Annotated in this window: 10 protein-coding genes; 7 read left to right on the forward strand and 3 right to left on the reverse strand. The window is 67.6% G+C overall.

The genetic code is table 11. The features are described 5' to 3' along the window. Both QZY48_RS21245 and QZY48_RS21250 read right to left on the reverse strand, forming a co-directional pair. Nucleotides 1-1791: ABC transporter substrate-binding protein (locus QZY48_RS21245; protein ID WP_295434914.1), on the reverse strand; the 1791-nt coding region annotated here is incomplete at its 3' end. Nucleotides 1792-1889: 98 nt separating this feature from the next. Continuing rightward, a complete protein-coding gene (locus tag QZY48_RS21250) occupies nt 1890-2018 on the reverse strand; it encodes a hypothetical protein (protein ID WP_295434916.1) in 129 nt (42 codons plus the stop codon). 467 nt (nt 2019-2485) lie between these two features. Between QZY48_RS21250 and QZY48_RS21255 the strand changes: the two genes are divergently transcribed. Genes QZY48_RS21255 through QZY48_RS21265 form a run of 3 tightly spaced genes read left to right on the forward strand, consistent with a single transcriptional unit; the run spans nt 2486 to nt 7880 of the window. Next, entirely contained in the window at nt 2486-4789 is a 2304-nt protein-coding gene (locus tag QZY48_RS21255; RefSeq protein WP_295434917.1) for a Mur ligase family protein, read from the forward strand. Nucleotides 4790-4842: 53 nt separating this feature from the next. Further along, nucleotides 4843-6996 carry a cyanophycin synthetase gene (gene cphA / locus QZY48_RS21260; RefSeq protein WP_295434919.1) on the forward strand — a complete coding sequence of 718 codons (2154 nt, stop codon included), beginning with the start codon at nt 4843-4845 and terminating at the stop codon, nt 6994-6996. Then, nucleotides 6993-7880: a cation diffusion facilitator family transporter gene (locus QZY48_RS21265; protein ID WP_366929744.1), complete on the forward strand. Its 888-nt coding sequence runs from the start codon at nt 6993-6995 to the stop codon at nt 7878-7880. The genes cphA and QZY48_RS21265 overlap by 4 nt, the downstream gene beginning before the upstream one ends. 188 nt (nt 7881-8068) lie before the next feature. Here the strand turns inward: QZY48_RS21265 and QZY48_RS21270 are convergent, their stop codons facing one another. Continuing rightward, nucleotides 8069-8962: a diguanylate cyclase gene (locus QZY48_RS21270; RefSeq protein ID WP_295434921.1), complete on the reverse strand. Its 894-nt coding sequence runs from the start codon at nt 8960-8962 to the stop codon at nt 8069-8071. Between the two features lie 223 nt (nt 8963-9185). Here QZY48_RS21270 and QZY48_RS21275 point away from each other — a divergent pair, with 223 nt between their 5' ends. The 4 genes from QZY48_RS21275 to QZY48_RS21290 all read left to right on the forward strand — a co-directional run. After that, nucleotides 9186-12347, forward strand: a complete 3162-nt coding sequence (locus QZY48_RS21275) for a CHASE domain-containing protein (protein ID WP_295434923.1) — start codon at nt 9186-9188, stop codon at nt 12345-12347. A gap of 73 nt (nt 12348-12420) precedes the next feature. Continuing rightward, nucleotides 12421-15249, forward strand: a complete 2829-nt coding sequence (locus QZY48_RS21280) for a PAS domain S-box protein (RefSeq protein ID WP_295434925.1) — start codon at nt 12421-12423, stop codon at nt 15247-15249. A 105-nt stretch (nt 15250-15354) separates the two neighbouring features. Continuing rightward, complete coding sequence (locus QZY48_RS21285) at nt 15355-16446, forward strand: ABC transporter substrate-binding protein (RefSeq protein WP_295434927.1); 1092 nt, start codon at nt 15355-15357, stop codon at nt 16444-16446. Next, nucleotides 16443-16920: hypothetical protein (locus tag QZY48_RS21290; RefSeq protein WP_295434929.1), on the forward strand; the 478-nt coding region annotated here is incomplete at its 3' end. The genes QZY48_RS21285 and QZY48_RS21290, both read left to right, overlap by 4 nt.

Raw genomic sequence — 16920 nt, forward strand, 5'->3', positions numbered from 1 at the left:
ATACCCCTTTTTCAAGGGATGAGCGGCTTGGAAATCGTTGACCAGAATCGGACGGCGTTGGCGGACGGCCTCGCCCCAAATTCCGGTTTGATCCAGCTCGTAGCAGGTTTGAGGATTGACCACGGCGCATTCCGGCATGACCTCCCGCGACCAGGTGTTGAGGACAAACTCCCGGTTATCTTCATGATAATGGTAAATGAAGCCGAGCTTGCTTGCGGTCAGTTGGAGCGCCTGCTCCAGGGCGTAATCAAGAAATTCCTGAATCGTTTCGGAAGGATGTTGAAGAATGTCCGCCAAACGTTGTAACCGGGTGTTGCTGCGCAAGACCTCTTCTTCCACCTGCTTGCGTTCGCTGATGTCGCGCCAGGTGATAAAGAAGGCGTCTTTTCCGTCCAGGCGGATCGTCGCAAGGGAGACCTCGACCTGGAAGTCCGTGCCGTCCCGGCGGCGGTGGACCCACTCGAAGGTGAGACGGCCGTACTGCAAGGCGAGGGCGATGTTTTCCCGAGCCGCATCCATCGACTTTCTGCCATCGGGCTGGAATGCGGGAGAGATTCCGTCGGGCGCGAGACCGACAATCTCCGCCCGTCCGGCCCCCAGCATGGCCTCGGCGGCCCGGTTGCAATCGACAAACACACCGTCGCTGACGATCAGATAGGCATCCGGTGAATCCAGGAAGAGAATGCGGTATTTGTCTTCCTTTTCCTGGAGCACCGCCGCGGTCTTCTCCCGCTCGTCATTGCTCTTGCGCAAGGCCTTGGAGAGCCGGGCAAAACGGACCGCCACCAGAACGGCAATCAGCAGCAGGAAGGCAACGACGGCAACCACACCAAAAAGCCAGGTCAGGTCCCTCGGCTTGGGATCGTAGAGAAAACCCTTCAGGTCGAAGTCCCGCCGCAGCATCCCCATTTCGGCGTAAACTTCGGCGATATTGCGCCACCGGCCCGGATTCATGTGGCCGACTTCGATCAGCGCCGGCTGGAGCAGCGACTCCATCTGCCGGGCCTCGAACCGGAGGTGTTCCAGGCTGTGCCGCTGGCTGTAACGGTCGAAGATCAGCCGTGCCACCTCCTCCTGGTGCTGCATCGCGTAGTCCCACCCCTTGAGACTCGCCTCCCGGAACTTCCTGACCAACTCGGGCTGCCTGCGGAGCAGATCCCCGGTGGTAAAGAGGTTATCGCCGTAGAAATCGATCCCCACCGCTCGGGGGGAATAGAGCAGGTACTCCCGCCCTACCTGTTTCAGCGCAAAGGGTTCATCGGTGACGTAGACGGACATGGCGTCCACCGCGCCCGAGAGCAGCGCCTGGACGTTGAAGGTGTGGGGCACCAGCGTGAGCTTGTCGGCGGAGATCCCCTCTCGGCGCAGGTAGGCGTGGATCTCGGCCGACCCCGGCTCGATCATGACTTTACGGCCGGCCAGGTCATGAATGGTCTGAATACCATCATGCTTCAGGGTCATGAGCGCCAGGGGGGAATGCTGGAAGATGACCGCCAGGACCACGATCGGTACCCCCTGTTCCCGCAGCAGCAGCAACTCCGTGGAACCGACGCCGAACTCGGCCTGGCCCTCGATCACCTGCCGCACCGGGTCTTCTCCCGGTTCGGCGGGTTGAATTTCGACCTCCAGCCCCGCGTTCCGGTAGTAACCCATCGCCTGGGCCGCGTAATACCCGGCGAACTGGAACTGGTGCTGCCACTTCAGTTGCAGCCGCACCGTGTCGCCGCCGGCCGCGGAAAAGGGCGCCAGCAGCAGCGCCAGCAGCGCCAGACGGCGACCGATCAGATTCATGGTGGCGTCAGTTTCAGGATAGTCGATGAGACGCTCCAGGTAGTGGATGAGCCCGGCGACCGCCAGGTAGATTGCGGTCTTCCAGGTGATGTTGTCGGTCAGGGGCCGGTCCGGATGCGATTGATGATGAGCAGCAGGTCCGCCAACATAAAGGCCTTGCCGACGATCAGCGCCGCGACCGCGACCAAGAGCGTGGTGCCGAGCGCGATGCCGGTGCCCTTGAGCATCAGGGCGTGCGAGAGAATCCGGGGCGCTACGATAACCACTGCCGGATTGTCAGCTGAGGGACTCGGTAAGACGCATGGTACATTCAGTAAAATCAAGGCACAAGCCGCGCGTCGCCGGGCGTCCAAGGCGATGGGCAGGGCCTCGGGCCTGGCGCTTGCGCAACGACGCCCCGAGCGCGCCCGCGGACTGGTTGCGGGGCTGCGCGTCGCCGCGCGTCTCCCTTACAGATCTCGACTTTACGCGGCGCTCGGCATAAAATCCCGGGCCGACCTCCCCACCCTCGACCTTCGCTTGTCGCCGTTGTGGACCATGGAGGGTCGATCCTGGGTCGCGCGGCGGGCATCCGGCCCCTGACTCTACCCTTTAGGTGCCTCCCGGGCCTTGAGACGGCGGTCGACCTCCAGTCGCCGACCGGCCCGCAGCCCGGACCCGATAGCCCGTTCGCCATTGAGTTCGGATCAGATCCGTGGATATCCGCAGAGTCCGTGCGTTGCTCGGCCCCAACCTTTGGGCCGATTTTCCGGTGGTCGAGGTCTGGTTCGATCTGTCCGATCACCCACCCGGTGAGTGGCTGGTATCGGCCGGGCGCCTGCGCGGCCAGTTGACCGCCCGGCTGCCGGGCCTGACCCTGCCGCGGCGACCGCCCGCGGACCCGGATGATCCGCTGCATGAGCGGCGACATCAGCGCTGGCTCGCCCAGGTGTTCCTGGCCACCATCCTGGAGCTGTCCGCCCAGAGCGGGGTGCGGCCGGGGTTCTCCCGGGTGCGCCGGACCTCGGAGTCGGGCCTGTACCGGCTCGCCTTTACGTTCGTCGAGGGCGCCCCCCCGCAGGCCTGCGCCGCGGCCGCCCTGGACCTGGTCCGCGCCGGGCTGGCGGCGACCGACGACGAACTTCCCAATCCTTTGCCGGGGCTGCGCGCCCTGGCCCTGGAGGCCGGCCCGACGCCGACCTGTGCCGCGCTGCTGCGGGCGGCCCAGGCGCGCGGTATCCCCACCCGGCGGCTCCCCGGGAGCGTCTTGCAGCTCGGCTACGGTGCCCGGCAGCGGCGGCTCCTGTGTACCGCGCTGGCCCCCAGCACACCCCTGGCCGAGCACGCGGCGGCGCAGCGCGGCCTGCTCAGTGCGCTCCTGGCCTGTGCCGGTCTGGCCTGCGCCGAGGCGCCCGTGACGGGCGCCCACTATCGGGTCCTGGTCGCCGGGCGGCGCGTCCTGGCCGCGCTGCACTGGCAGCCGGGGCGGGGCGGCAATGGCGCCGGCCCGACGGTCACCGACGTGAGCGGCCTGATCCACGGGGAGGTGCGCGCCCGGGTCCTGGACGCCGCCCGGGTCCTGGGGTTGGCGACGGCGGAGGTCCGCCTGGCGGCGGCGGACATCGCCCGGCCCCTGGAGTCCCAGGGCGGGCTGATCAGCGAGGTCATCGCGGCCCCGCCGCTGGACCTCTATGTGGAGTGCGTGCGCTCGCGCCCGATCGCCGCGGCCTTCCTGGAGACCCTGTACCGACCGGGCGAGACCGGGCGCATCCCGATCGTCGCCGTCTCCGGCACCAACGGCAAGACCACGGTCACCCGGCTGATCGCCCATGGGCTCAGTGTTTCCGGACGTTTCGTCGGCATGACCTGCACCGACGGCATCTATCTCGCGGACCGGCGCATCGATACCGACGATTGCGCCGGACCCCAGAGCGCGCGCCTGGTGCTGCTCAATCCCCAGGTCGAGGCCGCGGTGCTGGAGACGGCGCGCGGCGGTATCCTGCGCGAGGGAGTGGGGTTCGACGCCTGCGACGTGGGGGTGGTCACCAATATCGGTGAGGGGGATCACCTGGGGATGGGGTGGGTCGACACCGTGGCCGAGTTGGCCGAGGTCAAGCAGGCGGTGGTGCGCGGGGTCGCCCCCGGGGGGACCGCCGTGCTCAATGCCGCGGACCCGCTGGTCGCGCGGATGGCCGCTCACTGCAAGGGCTCGGTGCTGTACTTTGCGCGCGACGGGGACCACCCGGTGATCCTGCGGCAGCGCCGCGAGGGCGCCCGGGCGGCCTTCGTGCGGGGGCAGGACCTGATCCTGGCGGCGGGCGAGGCGCAGTGGGTCCTGCTGTCGCTGCGCCGGATTCCACTCACCAACGGCGGGCGGATCGGCTTCCAGGTGGAGAATTGCCTGGCCGCCGCGGCGACCCTGTGGGCCCTGGGCCTGCCGCTGGAGACCATCGGCGCCGCGCTTGAGACCTTCGGTGCCGACCTGGACCGCAGCCCCGGACGCTTCAACGTGCTCAGCATCAACGGTGCCACCGTGGTCTTCGACTATGGTCACAACCCCTCGGCCCTGTTGGCGATGATCGCGGCCCTGGAGTCCTTTCCCCACCAGCGGCGCCTCGCGGTCTATTCGGCCGCGGGGGACCGGCGCGATGTCGACCTGATCCGGCAGGGGGAGATCCTGGGCCAGGCCTTCGACCGGGTCATCCTCTACGAGGACCACTGCACCCGTGGGCGCCTGCCGGGGGAGATCATGTCACTGTTCGCCCGGGGGCTGGCGGCCGGCGAGCGGGTGCAGGAGGTCCGGACCATCCACGGCTGGCGGCACGCGGTGGAGGCGGCCCTGTGGCTGGCCCAGCCGGGGGACCTGATCCTGGTCCAGGCGGACGTGATCGACGAGACCGTCGATTATGTCCGCGCCCGCCTGGCCGCGGATCAGGCGTTCCGCGAACTGTCGTTGCATGACCTGCCGCTGGGCGCCGCGGCGGCCCCGGAGCAACCGGCCCCGGTGATGCAGGCGTGAGGTTTACGTTTCTTCTGCCCAGCCGTGCCATGCGCCGGCGCATGGGGGTCTAATTGCTCGATATCCGACGCCTGCGGGTCCTGCGCGGTCCCAACATCTGGGCGCACCGCCCGGTGCTTGAACTGTTGCTGGACCTGGGGGAGATCAAGGATCGCTCCTCGGAGGAGATCCCGGGCTTCAATGAGCGTCTCAAGTCCTGGCTGCCGTCCCTGATCGAGCACCACTGTAGCCCGGGTGAGCGCGGCGGCTTCTTCCAGCGCCTGGAGCGGGGCACCTATATGGCCCACTGCCTGGAGCACGTCACCCTGGAGCTGCAGACCCTGGCCGGTACCCCGGTGGGCTTCGGCCGGGCCCGGGAGACCGACGAGGCCGGGGTCTACCGGGTCGCCATCGAATACGAGGAGGAGGCCCTGGGTCGCGCGGCGGTGGAGTCCGCCCGGACCCTGTTGCTCGCCGCCATCCACGACCGCCCCTTCGACCCGGCGGACGAATTGGAACCGCTGCGTGCGCTCTGTCACCAGGTGCGCCTGGGCCCCAGTACCCATGCCATCGCCGCCGCCGCCCGCGCCCGGCGCATCCCGGTACGGCGTCTGGGTAGCGAGAACCTGCTGCAACTGGGCTGGGGCCGGCGCCAACGCCGGGTCTGGACCGCGGAGACCGATCGGACCAGCGCCATCGCCGAGTCGATCGCCCAGGACAAGGACCTGACGCGCATCCTGCTGGCCGCCGCGGGGGTGCCGGTACCGGTGGGGCGGCCGGTGGCGAGCGCGGAGGAGGCCTGGCGCTTCGCCCAGGAGTTGGGTGCGCCGGTGGTGGTGAAGCCGCGTTACGGCAACCATGGCCGCGGTGTGACGGCCCACCTGAGCACGCCGGGGCAGGTGGAGCAGGCCTTCGCCGCCGCCCGCCGGGAGGGTCCGGACGTCCTGTGCGAGCGCTACGTCCCCGGTGCCGACTTCCGTCTGCTGGTGGTCGGTGAGCGCGTGGTCGCGGCGGCGCGCCGCGAGCCGGCCCAGGTGAGCGGTGACGGACAGGCGAGCGTCCGCCAACTGGTGGCTGAGGTCAACCGGGACCCGCGCCGCAGCGCCGGTCACGCCACGATGCTGAGCCTGATCGAACTGGACCCGATTGCGCTGGCGATCCTCGCCGAACAGGGGCTGACGCCCGAGTCGGTGCCCGCGGCCGGGGTGCGGGTCATCCTGCGTCACAACGCCAATCTGAGCACCGGCGGGACCGCCACCGACGTGACCGACCTGGTGCACCCGCAGGTCGCCGCCCGCGTGGTGGACGCGGCCCGCGTGGTCGGCCTCGATCTGGCCGGGGTCGATGTGCTGGCGCAGGACATCGGCCGTCCCTTGGAGGAACAGGGCGGCGCGATCGTGGAGGTCAATGCGGGGCCGGGGCTGCGGATGCACCTGGAGCCCTCCGCCGGTTTGCCGCGCCCGGTGGGCGAGGCGATCATCGACCTGCTGTTTCCGCCCGGGGAGGACGGCCGCATCCCCCTGGTGGCGGTCACCGGGGTCAGCGGCAAGAACGGCACCGCCCGGCTCATTGCCTGGCTCTTGCGTGCCCCGGACGGCTTGGTGGGGCTGGCGACCAGTGCGGGCCTTGAGTTCGGCGAGCGCCGGTTGGCGGCGCGCGACGCCACCGGCCCCGCGGCGGCCCATGACCTGTTGCTGTATCCGCGCCTCACGGCGGCGGTGCTGGCGGTCGGGGCTGAGGGTATCCGCGGCGAGGGGCTGGGCTTCGACCGGTGCCTGGTCGGCGTAGTGACTGCGCTCGCTCACGCAGACACGCAGGCACTGCCCGACAGTGCGGCCCTGGAGGACCTGGTACGGGTCAAGCGCTGTGTGGTGGAGGCGGTGGCGGCCCACGGCTGCGCCGTGCTCAACGCCGAGGACCCCCTGGTGGCGGGGATGGCCGAGCGCAGCCGCGGCGCCGTGCTGTGGTTTTCCCGCGACCCGGCGCACCCCGTGGTCAGCGCCGCGCTGGCGCAGGGCGGCCGGGCGGTGGTGGAGCGTGACGGCGGCATCTGTCTGGTCACCGGCGACGGCGAAGAGGCCCTGTTACCCCTGGCGCGGCTGCCCTGTGACGCGGCTGGTCAATCCGTGCTCCCGGTCGGCAACGCGCTCGCCGCCGTCGCCGCGGCCTGGGCCCTGGGGCTCGCCCCCGAGCGCATCCGCGCCGCTCTTGAGACCTACCCGGTATGACCATGACCCATGACAAGGCGCGCCTGTTGCGCCTCGCCACCTATGCCTCGGTGGCGACCGCAACCCTGTTGATCCTGGTCAAACTGGCCGCCTGGCTGATCACGGGTTCGGTCAGTGTCCTGGCGAGCCTGGTGGACTCGCTGATGGACGTGGGGGCCTCGGTGGTCAACCTGCTCGCGGTGCGCTGGTCACTGCTGCCCGCGGACGCCGAGCACCGGTTCGGGCACGGCAAGGCCGAGTCCCTCGCCGGCCTGGGCCAGGCCGCCTTCATTGCCGGTTCCGCCGCCTTCCTGGCCCTGCAGGCAGTGGACCGGCTGATCCATCCCCAGCCCCTGGCAGACCTGGGGGTCGGTGTCGCGGTCATGGTCTTCGCCATGGCCGCGACCCTGCTCCTGTTGAGCTTTCAGCGGCATGTCATCCGCGCGACCGGATCGACCGCGATCCGTGCCGACGCGCTGCACTACGCCACGGATCTGGCCACCAATTCGGCGACCCTGATCGCGCTTGTCTGCGCCATGTTCGGCTGGCCGGGCCTGGACCCTATCTTCGCGCTGGGGATTGCGCTCTTCATCCTCTACAGTGCCGTTCAGATCGCCCGGGAGGCGGTGGACCTGCTGATGGATCGGGAACTGAGCGTGGACGATCGGGCCAGGATCGAGTCGGTGGCGGCGGCGGTGCCGGGGGTCCTGGGCGTGCATGGACTGCGCACCCGTCGTTCCGGACATGTCCCGGTGATGCAACTGCACCTGGAGTTGGACGACGACCTGGCGCTGCTGGCCGCCCACCGCATCTGCGACCAGGTGGAGGCCGCCCTGCGGGTCGAGTTCCCCGGGGCGGATATCACCATTCACCAGGACCCGCGGAGTCTGGGTCCGGAGGATTAGTAACGAGTCAAGAACAAGTTAAACACTACACAATCGTTGTCGTTGTCGTTGTCGTTGTCGTTGTCGTTGTCGTAATCGGAGAAACGATCAAATTCGGCGTGCGAGAGATTCCGGGGCGCTACGATAACCTCGACAACGACAACGACAACGACAACGACAGCGACAACGACAGCGACAACGCTACGGAATCACAGGGTCACACTGATCCGGTTGCGCCCGAGTCGCTTGGCCGTGAAGAGCTGCAGATCGGCCGCCGCGACGACTTCGGACGGCGCTGTTTCCTGTGTCGGCCGCTGGCACGCGGCACCGACGCTCACGGTGACCCAGGGCGACACCGGTGAGGCGCCGTGGGGGAGCCGCAGCGACTCGATGCCGACGCGCAGCCGTTCGGCCATCACCGCGGTCCCCTGGTCGTCGATCCCATTGAGCAGGCAGATAAATTCCTCCCCACCGTAGCGGGCAATGAAATCCCCCGCCCGCTCGAGCCCGGCCGCCAGGGCCTCGGCCACGCGGCGCAGACAGTCATCCCCGGCCAGATGGCCGTGGGCGTCGTTGTACTCCTTGAAGTGGTCGATATCGACCATCGCCGCGGCCAGGTGTTCGCCGGCGCGGAGCGCCCGTCGCCACTCCCGATCCAACCGCTCATCGAACGCCCGGCGGTTGGGTATTCCGGTCAGGCCGTCGAGGTGCGACAGTTGGCTGAGGAGGTCACGCTGACGCTTGAGCTCCAGGTGGGTGCGCACGCGCAGCCGCACGATGGCCTCCTTGAACGGCTTGGCGATGTAGTCCACGGCACCCAGCGCCAGGCCGCGGGTCTCGTCCTCGGTGTCGGTCAGGGCGGTGATGAAGATGACCGGGATCGCTTGCAGCAGCGGGTCGGCCTTGAGCGCCGCGCACACCTGGTAGCCGTCCATCTCCGGCATCATGACGTCGAGCAGGATCAGGTCCGGGGCGCAGGAGTCGGCGAGCTTCAGGGCCGCGCGGCCGTTGGTGGCGGCGGAGACCTGGTGTCCGTCATCGACCAGCATCCGGCTCAGTACCCGGATATTGTCCGGGATATCGTCGACGATCAGGATGCGCATGACCGGCACCGGGTGCGTGTTCCAGCCTGGTTCATGGCGTGCAGCCTGGTCGTCTCATCATGAATCCCACCAAAGCAAAAACGATGCCCGCACTGTTGCGTCATCTTAACGCTATTATATAGCGATAGCATCCTCGGGGTTCAGACTCCCTACTCCGGCCCTATCCTGGCGGGGCCTTGGGGCAGGTTCCAGACCCGTCCCCCGCCCCACACGAAGGTGGTCAATGCCGACCAACGATATCAATTCGCCGCCTGCGCGACGCATTTTTCAGGTCATGCCCTGGTTGATCCTGGTCGGCGGTCTCCTGCTGACCTTGGGGCTGGGGTCGGCGTTGCGCCAGCGCGAAGGCGCGATGGAGCGGGCGGAATTCAAGCTGCGCGTCAACGAGGTGGTCAGCAGTCTCGCGCAACGGGTGCTCGCCAACGCCCAGATCCTGCGCGGGGTCGCCGGGCTCTTTGCGAGCACCGGCGAGGTCAGCCGCGATCAGTTCCGCCGCTATGTCGAGGGGCTGCGCCTCGCCGAGTTCTATCCCGGCATCCAGGGGATCGGCTACGCCGCCCTGGTACCCGCGGGCGAGCAGGCCCACCACGTCGCGGCCATCCGCGCCCAGGGTCTTCCCGACTACGAGATCCGGCCGCCCGGCGACCGCGATCCCTACGCCCCGGTGGTCTATGTGGAGCCCCTGGATTGGCGCAACCGGCGTGCACTGGGCTTCGACCTGTTGACGGAGCCGGTGCGCTACGCGGCCGTGACCCGGGCACGCGACGAAAACCAGGCGGCCATGTCCGAGCATGTGACGCTGAAACAGGAGACCGAGCGGGACGTCCAGGCCGGGGTCCTCATGCTCGTGCCGGTCTATCGCAGCGGTCTCCCCCTGGATAGCGTCGCGCAGCGGCGGGCGGCCCTGCGCGGCTGGGTCTATGCGGCTTTGCGGATCAAGGACCTGGTGGATGCGTATCTGAGCGGGGAATATCCCGAGCTGTCCAGGCGGCTCGCAATCTCGATCGAGGCCACACAATCCCAGACCCCCGATGTGCTCTACACGCTCAACCGGGAAGCGGGCGCCGCGCCCGCGCCCCTGGAGACCGAGCGCCGACTCGCCGTCGCGGGCAGCACCTGGACCGTCCGGATCGCGCCGCTGCCGGCCTATCTGAGCGCTGAGCGTGGCGTGGAAACGAGCCTCACGGTCATGGCCGCCGGCGCGCTCCTGACCCTGGCCCTGGCCTTCATCGCGTTCGCCCTGTCGCGCAACCACCTGCGGGTCACCGCCGCCCTTGAGCAGGCCGGTCGGGCGAATCGGGCCCTGGCCGAACGTACCCGCGAACTGGGCGAGAGCGAGGGGCGCGTGCGCGCGAAGCTCAGTGCCCTGCTGTCCCCGGATGGGGACCTGGAGACCTTGGATCTGGCCGACATCATCGATTGTCGTGAACTCCAAAGCCTCATGGAAAATTTCTTCCGGCTCACCAATCTCGCGGTGGCCCTGCTCGATCTGAAGGGCAAGGTGCTGGTGGCCACCGGCTGGCAGACGATCTGTACGCAATTCCACCGGGGAAATCCGGACACCGCCCGCAACTGTCTGGAAAGCGACACGCTCCTCTCGGAGGGCGTGGCACCGGGCACCTTTCGCACCCACCGCTGCGCGAACGGCATGCGCGATGTGGTGACCCCGATCGTGATCCAGGGCAAGCACCTCGGCAATCTGTTCCTCGGTCAGTTTTTCTTCGATGACGAACCGCCGGACCGCGAGGGGTTCCGCGCCCAGGCACGCCGCTATGGGTTCGACGAAGCGGCCTATCTGGCCGCCTATGACCAGGTGCCGCGCTGGAGCCGCGACAAGGTGACCCTGGTGATGCACTTCTTCATGCAGTTCGCGCAGATGATCTCGCGCCTGAGCCACGGCAATATCGCCTTGGCGCGTGCCTTGACCCAACAACAGCAGGGGCAAGCGGCCCTGATTGCCGCCAAGGAGCAGGCGGAGGCGGCCAACCAGGCCAAGTCGTCCTTCCTGGCCAACATGAGCCATGAGATCCGCACCCCGCTGAACGCCATCCTCGGCTTTGCCCAGGTGCTGGTACGCGACCCGGATCTGAACGCCGCCCAGCACGACAGCCTGGTCACCATCCAGCGCAGCGGCGAGCACCTCCTGACCGTTATCAACGACATCCTCGACCTGGCCAAGATCGAGGCCGGACGCATGACCTGCCAGGTGGCCCCCTTCGATCTGCACCGCTTGCTGACCGAGACCGAGGCCTTCTTCCGGCCGCGCGCCCGCGATCGGGGGCTGGTCCTGACGCTTGCGTGCGCGGCGGTTCCCCGGCTGGTGGCAGGGGACAAGCTGCATCTGCGCCAGGTCCTCATGAACCTGGTCGGCAACGCCGTCAAGTTCACCGCGGCCGGGGCCTTGACCCTGCGGGTCGAGACGGCCGCCGGTGCGGCGATCCGCTTCAGCGTCCTGGACACGGGGATGGGGATAGCCCCGGACGAGCTGCCGCGGCTCTTCGAGCCCTTCACCCAGACCAGCAGCGGGCGGACGGTGCCGGGCGGGACCGGACTCGGCCTGGCGCTGAGTGCCCAGTATGTCCGGCTCATGGGGGGGGAACTGGGGGTGGCGAGCACGCCGGGTCGGGGGAGTTGCTTCGCCTTCACCATCGATCTCCCGGCGGGCGTGACCGACGACCCGGCCGCGACCCCGAGCGACCTCCCCGTGGTCGGCCTGGAGCCGGACCAGCCGGTCTGCCGGGTCCTCATCGTGGACGACCAGCAGGACAACCGGGAGCCGCTCCGGGCGCTGCTCGCCGCGCTCAACGGGCCGCGGCCGGTGCTGGAGGTCCGGGAGGCGGCCGACGGCCGGGAGGCGGTGGCGCTCTGGGAGTCCTGGCAGCCCCAGGTGGTCCTCATGGACATGCGCATGCCGGTGCTCTCGGGGGAGGAGGCGACCCGGCAGATCAAGTCGCTCATGGCGGCCCGGCCCGCGGCGGTGCAAACGGTCATCGTCGCGCTCACCGCCAGCGCCTTCAACGAGGAACGTGACCGCTTCCTGGCCTGCGGCTGCGACGACTTCGCCTGCAAGCCGTTCCGGGCCGAGGAACTGTTCGCCATCCTGGAGCGTCGCGCGGGCCTGCGGTTCGTGCGGGCCGGGGAAGCGCCGACCGCGGCGGTCGCGCTATCTGCCGAAGCGCTGGCGGCCCGCCTGGCGGCCTGCCCCGAGGGATGGCGCACGGAGCTTACGGACGCGGTGCAACTGGGCGACTTCGCCCGGATCACCGTGCTGCTGGACCAGCTCCCCGATACCGATGCCGCGCTGCGCACGGTGCTCGCGCGGTGGGCCTACAACTTCGACCTGGAGGCGTTCTCAAGTGCGCTGACCCGGGGGCGTATCGCATGACCGACGGCATTGAAGAGCGACAGCGATGATGAACGCGCCACGCGGAACCTGGCCGACCTGGTGTTTAGCGGCAATGAGCCTCACCTGCTCGATCGTTTCCCTGAGCGCTGGCGCTCAGGCCGGCCGCGACGCGCGGCTGGTGCCGGCCGAGCCTGCCTTTATCAATCAACCGCAAGCGCTTGGTGCCGACCATCACGCGACCATCTGGCCCGTCCCGGCGTTGGTCCTGGCGCTTTCAATCGTCAGCGCGGCGCTGTTGCGCACCATCGTCAAGAACCATCAGGCGCAAGCGGCCTTAAGTCACGGTCAAACCAGACTGGACGCCCTGGAGGAGAGCGAGGAACGCTTAAGATTGGTCATTATGGGTTCGCACGATGCCCCCTGGGACTGGGACTTGATCAACAACGACATCTACTATTCTCCGCAATGGTGGGAGCAATTGGGATACGCGCCTGACGAACGGCGGCCGGAGGCCGATCTCTGGCGGTTATGGATGCATCCCGATGACGCTGCGCATGTCACCAGCGTCTTGGACGGCGCACTGAGGAATCATCTGGGAACTTTTGCGGTGGAACTTCGTCTGTTGCACAAAGATGGTCACTATGTACCAGTGCTTGCGCGTGCCTTTATCACCAGAGACGACGGCGGTCGGCCGTTGCGGGTCACCGGTGCCAATATGAATCTGAGCGAGCGCCAGCGGGCCGAGCAGACGTTGCGCGAAACCAATGCCTATCTGGAGAACCTGATCAACTATGCCAATGCCCCCATCATCGTGTGGGACCCGCAATTTCGCATCACCCGCTTCAATCACGCCTTTGAGTTCCTGAGCGGGCGCACCGAGGTGCAGGTGCTCGGGCAATCGCTGGAAACCCTCTTTCCACCCGCGTTGCGCGAGCGCTCGATGGCACTGATTCGCGAGACCTTGAGCGGTCAGCGGTGGGAGGTCGTGGAGATCAAGATTCAGCATTGCGAGGGGTCCGAGCGGACCGTGCTGTGGAATTCGGCCACGCTGTTTACGCCGGACGGGCAGACCCCGCTCGCTACCATCGCCCAGGGCCAGGACATCACGGAGCGTAAGCGGGCGGAAGATGAACTGCACGAAACCAATGCCTATCTGGAGAACCTGATCAACTATGCGAATGCGCCCATCATCGTCTGGGATCCGCAATTCCGCATTACGCGCTTCAACCAGGCATTTGAGTTCCTGAGCGGTTACACCGAGGCGCAGGTGCTGGGGAAATCGCTGGATCTCCTCTTTCCGCCGGCGCTGTGCGAGCACTCGATGGGGCTGATCCGCCAGACCTTGAGCGGCCAGCGGTGGGAGGTCGTGGAGATCAAGATCCAGCACCGTGACGGGTCCGTGCGGACCGTGCTGTGGAATTCGGCCACGCTCTTTGCCGCGGACGGGCAGACCCCGCTCGCCACCATCGCCCAAGGCCAGGACATCACCGAGCGCAAACAGGCGGAGGAGCAATTGGCCCGGGCCAAGGAGGCGGCGGAGGCGGCCAATCGTGCCAAGAGCGAATTCCTCGCCAACATGAGCCATGAGATTCGCACCCCGTTGAACTCCATTCTCGGCTTCGCGCAGGTATTGGGCCGTGACCCGGCCCTGAACGCCACCCAGCGCGACAGCCTGACCACGATCCAGCGCAGCGGCGAACACCTGCTGATCCTGATCAACGACATCCTCGACATGGCCAAGATCGAGGCCGGCCGGATGACCGTCCAGGCGGCCCCCTTCGACCTCACCACACTCGTGGCGGAGGCGGAGTCCTTTTTCCGGCAGCGCGCCCATGAGCGGGGGCTGGCCCTGACCGTCGCGTCCTCGGTGCTCCCCCGGATGGTCGTCGGGGATGCGATGAAGCTGCGGCAAGTCCTGATCAATCTGGTCGGCAATGCAGTCAAATTCACCACCGAAGGCGCGGTGACGCTCCGGGTCGAGCCGGTCGCGGACGACCTCATCCGCTTCAGCGTCATCGACACGGGGATGGGGATAGCCCCGGCGGAGATGGCGCGGCTCTTCGAGCCCTTCGGCCAGACCGCCAGCGGCCGACACGTGCAGGGCGGAACCGGCCTTGGCCTGGCCCTGAGCAGCCGCTTTGTCCGGCTCATGGGGGGGGAACTACGCGCCGACAGCACGCCGGGCCAAGGGAGTTGCTTCTCCTTCACCCTGGTACTGGCGCCGACCGCTGCCATCGAACCCAGGGCCGAGCGGGCCGAACTCCCCGTGCTTGGCCTGGAGCCGGGCCAGCCGGTCTGTCGGGTTCTCATCGTCGATGACCTGCCGGACAATCGGGCGCCGCTGCGGGCCCTGCTGGACATGCTCAATCCGCAACCGCCGGTGCTGGAGCTGCGCGAGGCGGCCGACGGCCGCGAGGCGGTGGCGCTTTGGGAGGCGTGGCAGCCCCAGGTCGTCTTCATGGACATGCGGATGCCGGTCATGTCGGGGGAAGCGGCGACGCGACAGATCAAGGCACGCATGGCCGCCCGGCCCGATGCGGTGCGCTCGGTCGTGGTGGCGCTGACCGCCAGCGCCTTCAATGAAAACCGCGACCACTTTCTGGCCTGCGGTTGCGATGACTTTGCCGGCAAGCCGTTCCGGGCCGAGGAACTGTTCGCCATCCTGGAGCGCCGGGTAGGGCTGCGGTTCGTCCGGGCGGGACAAACGCCGCCGGCCGCGGCTGCCTTGTCCGGCGAGGAACTGGCGGCCCACCTGACCGCCTGTCCCGAAGGCTGGCGAGCCGACCTGAAGAACGCGGCGGAACTGGGTGATTTCGGCCGCATCACCGCACTGCTGGAGGCGCTTCGGGAGACCGATCCGGCACTCTGCGCGGCGCTGGCGAAATGGGCCTACGAGTATGACCTGGAGGCCTTTGCAGGGGCCTTGGCGGGAGGCGGGTAATGTTGGTACCGCGAAGCGTAATTCCCGATACTAATTCGGCTGGCGCGCAAGCGGAACAAATTGGACCGGATTAACCTGATTGACACTGGATCATTGGCAAATGCGATGAAAAAGATCATTCTGTGGTCAGCGCTGCTGCTCATGGTCGCCGCGGCCCTGATGGCGTGGCGGCAGTTGCGCCCGGCGCCGCCCGTCGCGGTGGGGGTGGTCGCCTGGCTGGCCTCCGCGGCGGTGGTTGGTTCCAGCGAGATGAACGCGGCCGATCTGTTCCTGGAGGAGCATCCGGGAAGCCGCATCCGGGTGCTGCCGCTGGACGACGAGTGGCAGCCGGAACGCTCGGTTCCCGTCATCCGCGAGGCCATCGGCCGCGGGGTGCGCTTTTTCGTCTCGACCCACCCTTCCCGCTGTGCCGTTGCCGGCATGCACCTGTTCGCGGATTCGCAGGCACTCATGATCACTACGGCCTCGGCCAGCCCGGCCCTGACCGGTAAGGACGACGCCATCCTGCGTATCATTCCCGACGCCGACCAGGAACAGCGCGCCATCGCCCGCGAGGTCAACCGGTGGCCGGGCACCCGCCTCCTGGTGTTGCAGGACGCCGGCAATCTCGCCTACACCGACCCGGCGTTTGCGGCCTTCGCCACTGAACTCGCGGCCCTGGGCCAGTGGCGCATCGTCCATCGCACACTGATGGTGTCTGATTTCAAACCCGATGAGTATCGGGCACTCATGGCGGAGCCCTTCGACGCGCTCTACATCCTGGCCGGCACCTTCCAGACCCCCATCGGCAATATCGCGCAACTCTTTCACTATCTCCATCCGCAGGCCCCTATCCTGCTCACCCCCTGGGCACGCTCGCCGGCCATCCTGGAAACCGCGGGTGACGCCATCGACCGGATCATCCTCCCCAGCCCCTATCCTTCGCGTCACCAGGATAGCGCACTCGACGACTATCTGCGGCGCTACCGCGCCCGTTTCGGCTATGAGGCCCACGCCATGACGATCGGGGTGCGGCAGGCGCTGGAACTGCTCGATGAGGCCTTCGCCCAAGGCTATAGCGATCCCGCGCAGGTCAAGCGCTACCTGCTCTCGGTGCCGGTGCATCAGACCAGCCTGGGCCCGGTCGCCTTCGACCGGACGGGGGATGTCACCGGTACCTTCTACTTCCTGACTGATCCCAAGCAAGAACTCCCATGAGTCAGCGGCGCCGTACCACCTTCCGGCGCTACAACCTCCTGCTCGAGGTTGCGGCGCTGGGCCTGACATCCGTCATCCTGGTCGCGGCCGTCTGGTTCACGCTGGCCGAGATGAACCGGAACTATCTGGACCTGCGTCTGGCCGACGCCGCCCGGGTCCAGGTGTTTCTGGAGGGTCAACTCGATGACGCGCGTGCGAGCCTGGCGCGGTTGGCGGACCTGCCTGAGGCCGAGCGTTCGCCGAGTGTGCTGAAACTCTTTGCCGATTTTTCGGACATCTACTCACTGGATCAACAGTTGCGTGTGGAGCGGATCTATAAGTCCGTCCCGGACACCAAGGTGTTTGCGGGCTTTTCCTTTTCGGGGGGTAAACTGGGCGGTTATCTGAGGTCGGTCGGAGCGGGCACCGACGCGTCCGAGATTATGCGTGGTCATGAGGACGATGCGGCCAGCGTCTATTTCGCCATCAGGCCCG

This window comes from uncultured Thiodictyon sp. (genome assembly GCF_903828115.1).
Lineage (GTDB): Bacteria > Pseudomonadota > Gammaproteobacteria > Chromatiales > Chromatiaceae > Thiodictyon.

Bases quoted from the DNA above. Each gene is read 5' to 3' on its own strand.
- QZY48_RS21250 (WP_295434916.1), bottom strand. From the start codon at position 2,018: ATGCTCAAGGGCACCGGCATCGCGCTCGGCACCACGCTCTTGGTCGCG.
- QZY48_RS21265 (WP_366929744.1), top strand. From the start codon at position 6,993: ATGACCATGACCCATGACAAGGCGCGCCTGTTGCGCCTCGCCACCTAT.
- QZY48_RS21270 (WP_295434921.1), bottom strand. From the start codon at position 8,962: ATGCGCATCCTGATCGTCGACGATATCCCGGACAATATCCGGGTACTG.
- QZY48_RS21275 (WP_295434923.1), top strand. From the start codon at position 9,186: ATGCCGACCAACGATATCAATTCGCCGCCTGCGCGACGCATTTTTCAG.
- QZY48_RS21280 (WP_295434925.1), top strand. From the start codon at position 12,421: ATGAGCCTCACCTGCTCGATCGTTTCCCTGAGCGCTGGCGCTCAGGCC.
- QZY48_RS21285 (WP_295434927.1), top strand. From the start codon at position 15,355: ATGAAAAAGATCATTCTGTGGTCAGCGCTGCTGCTCATGGTCGCCGCG.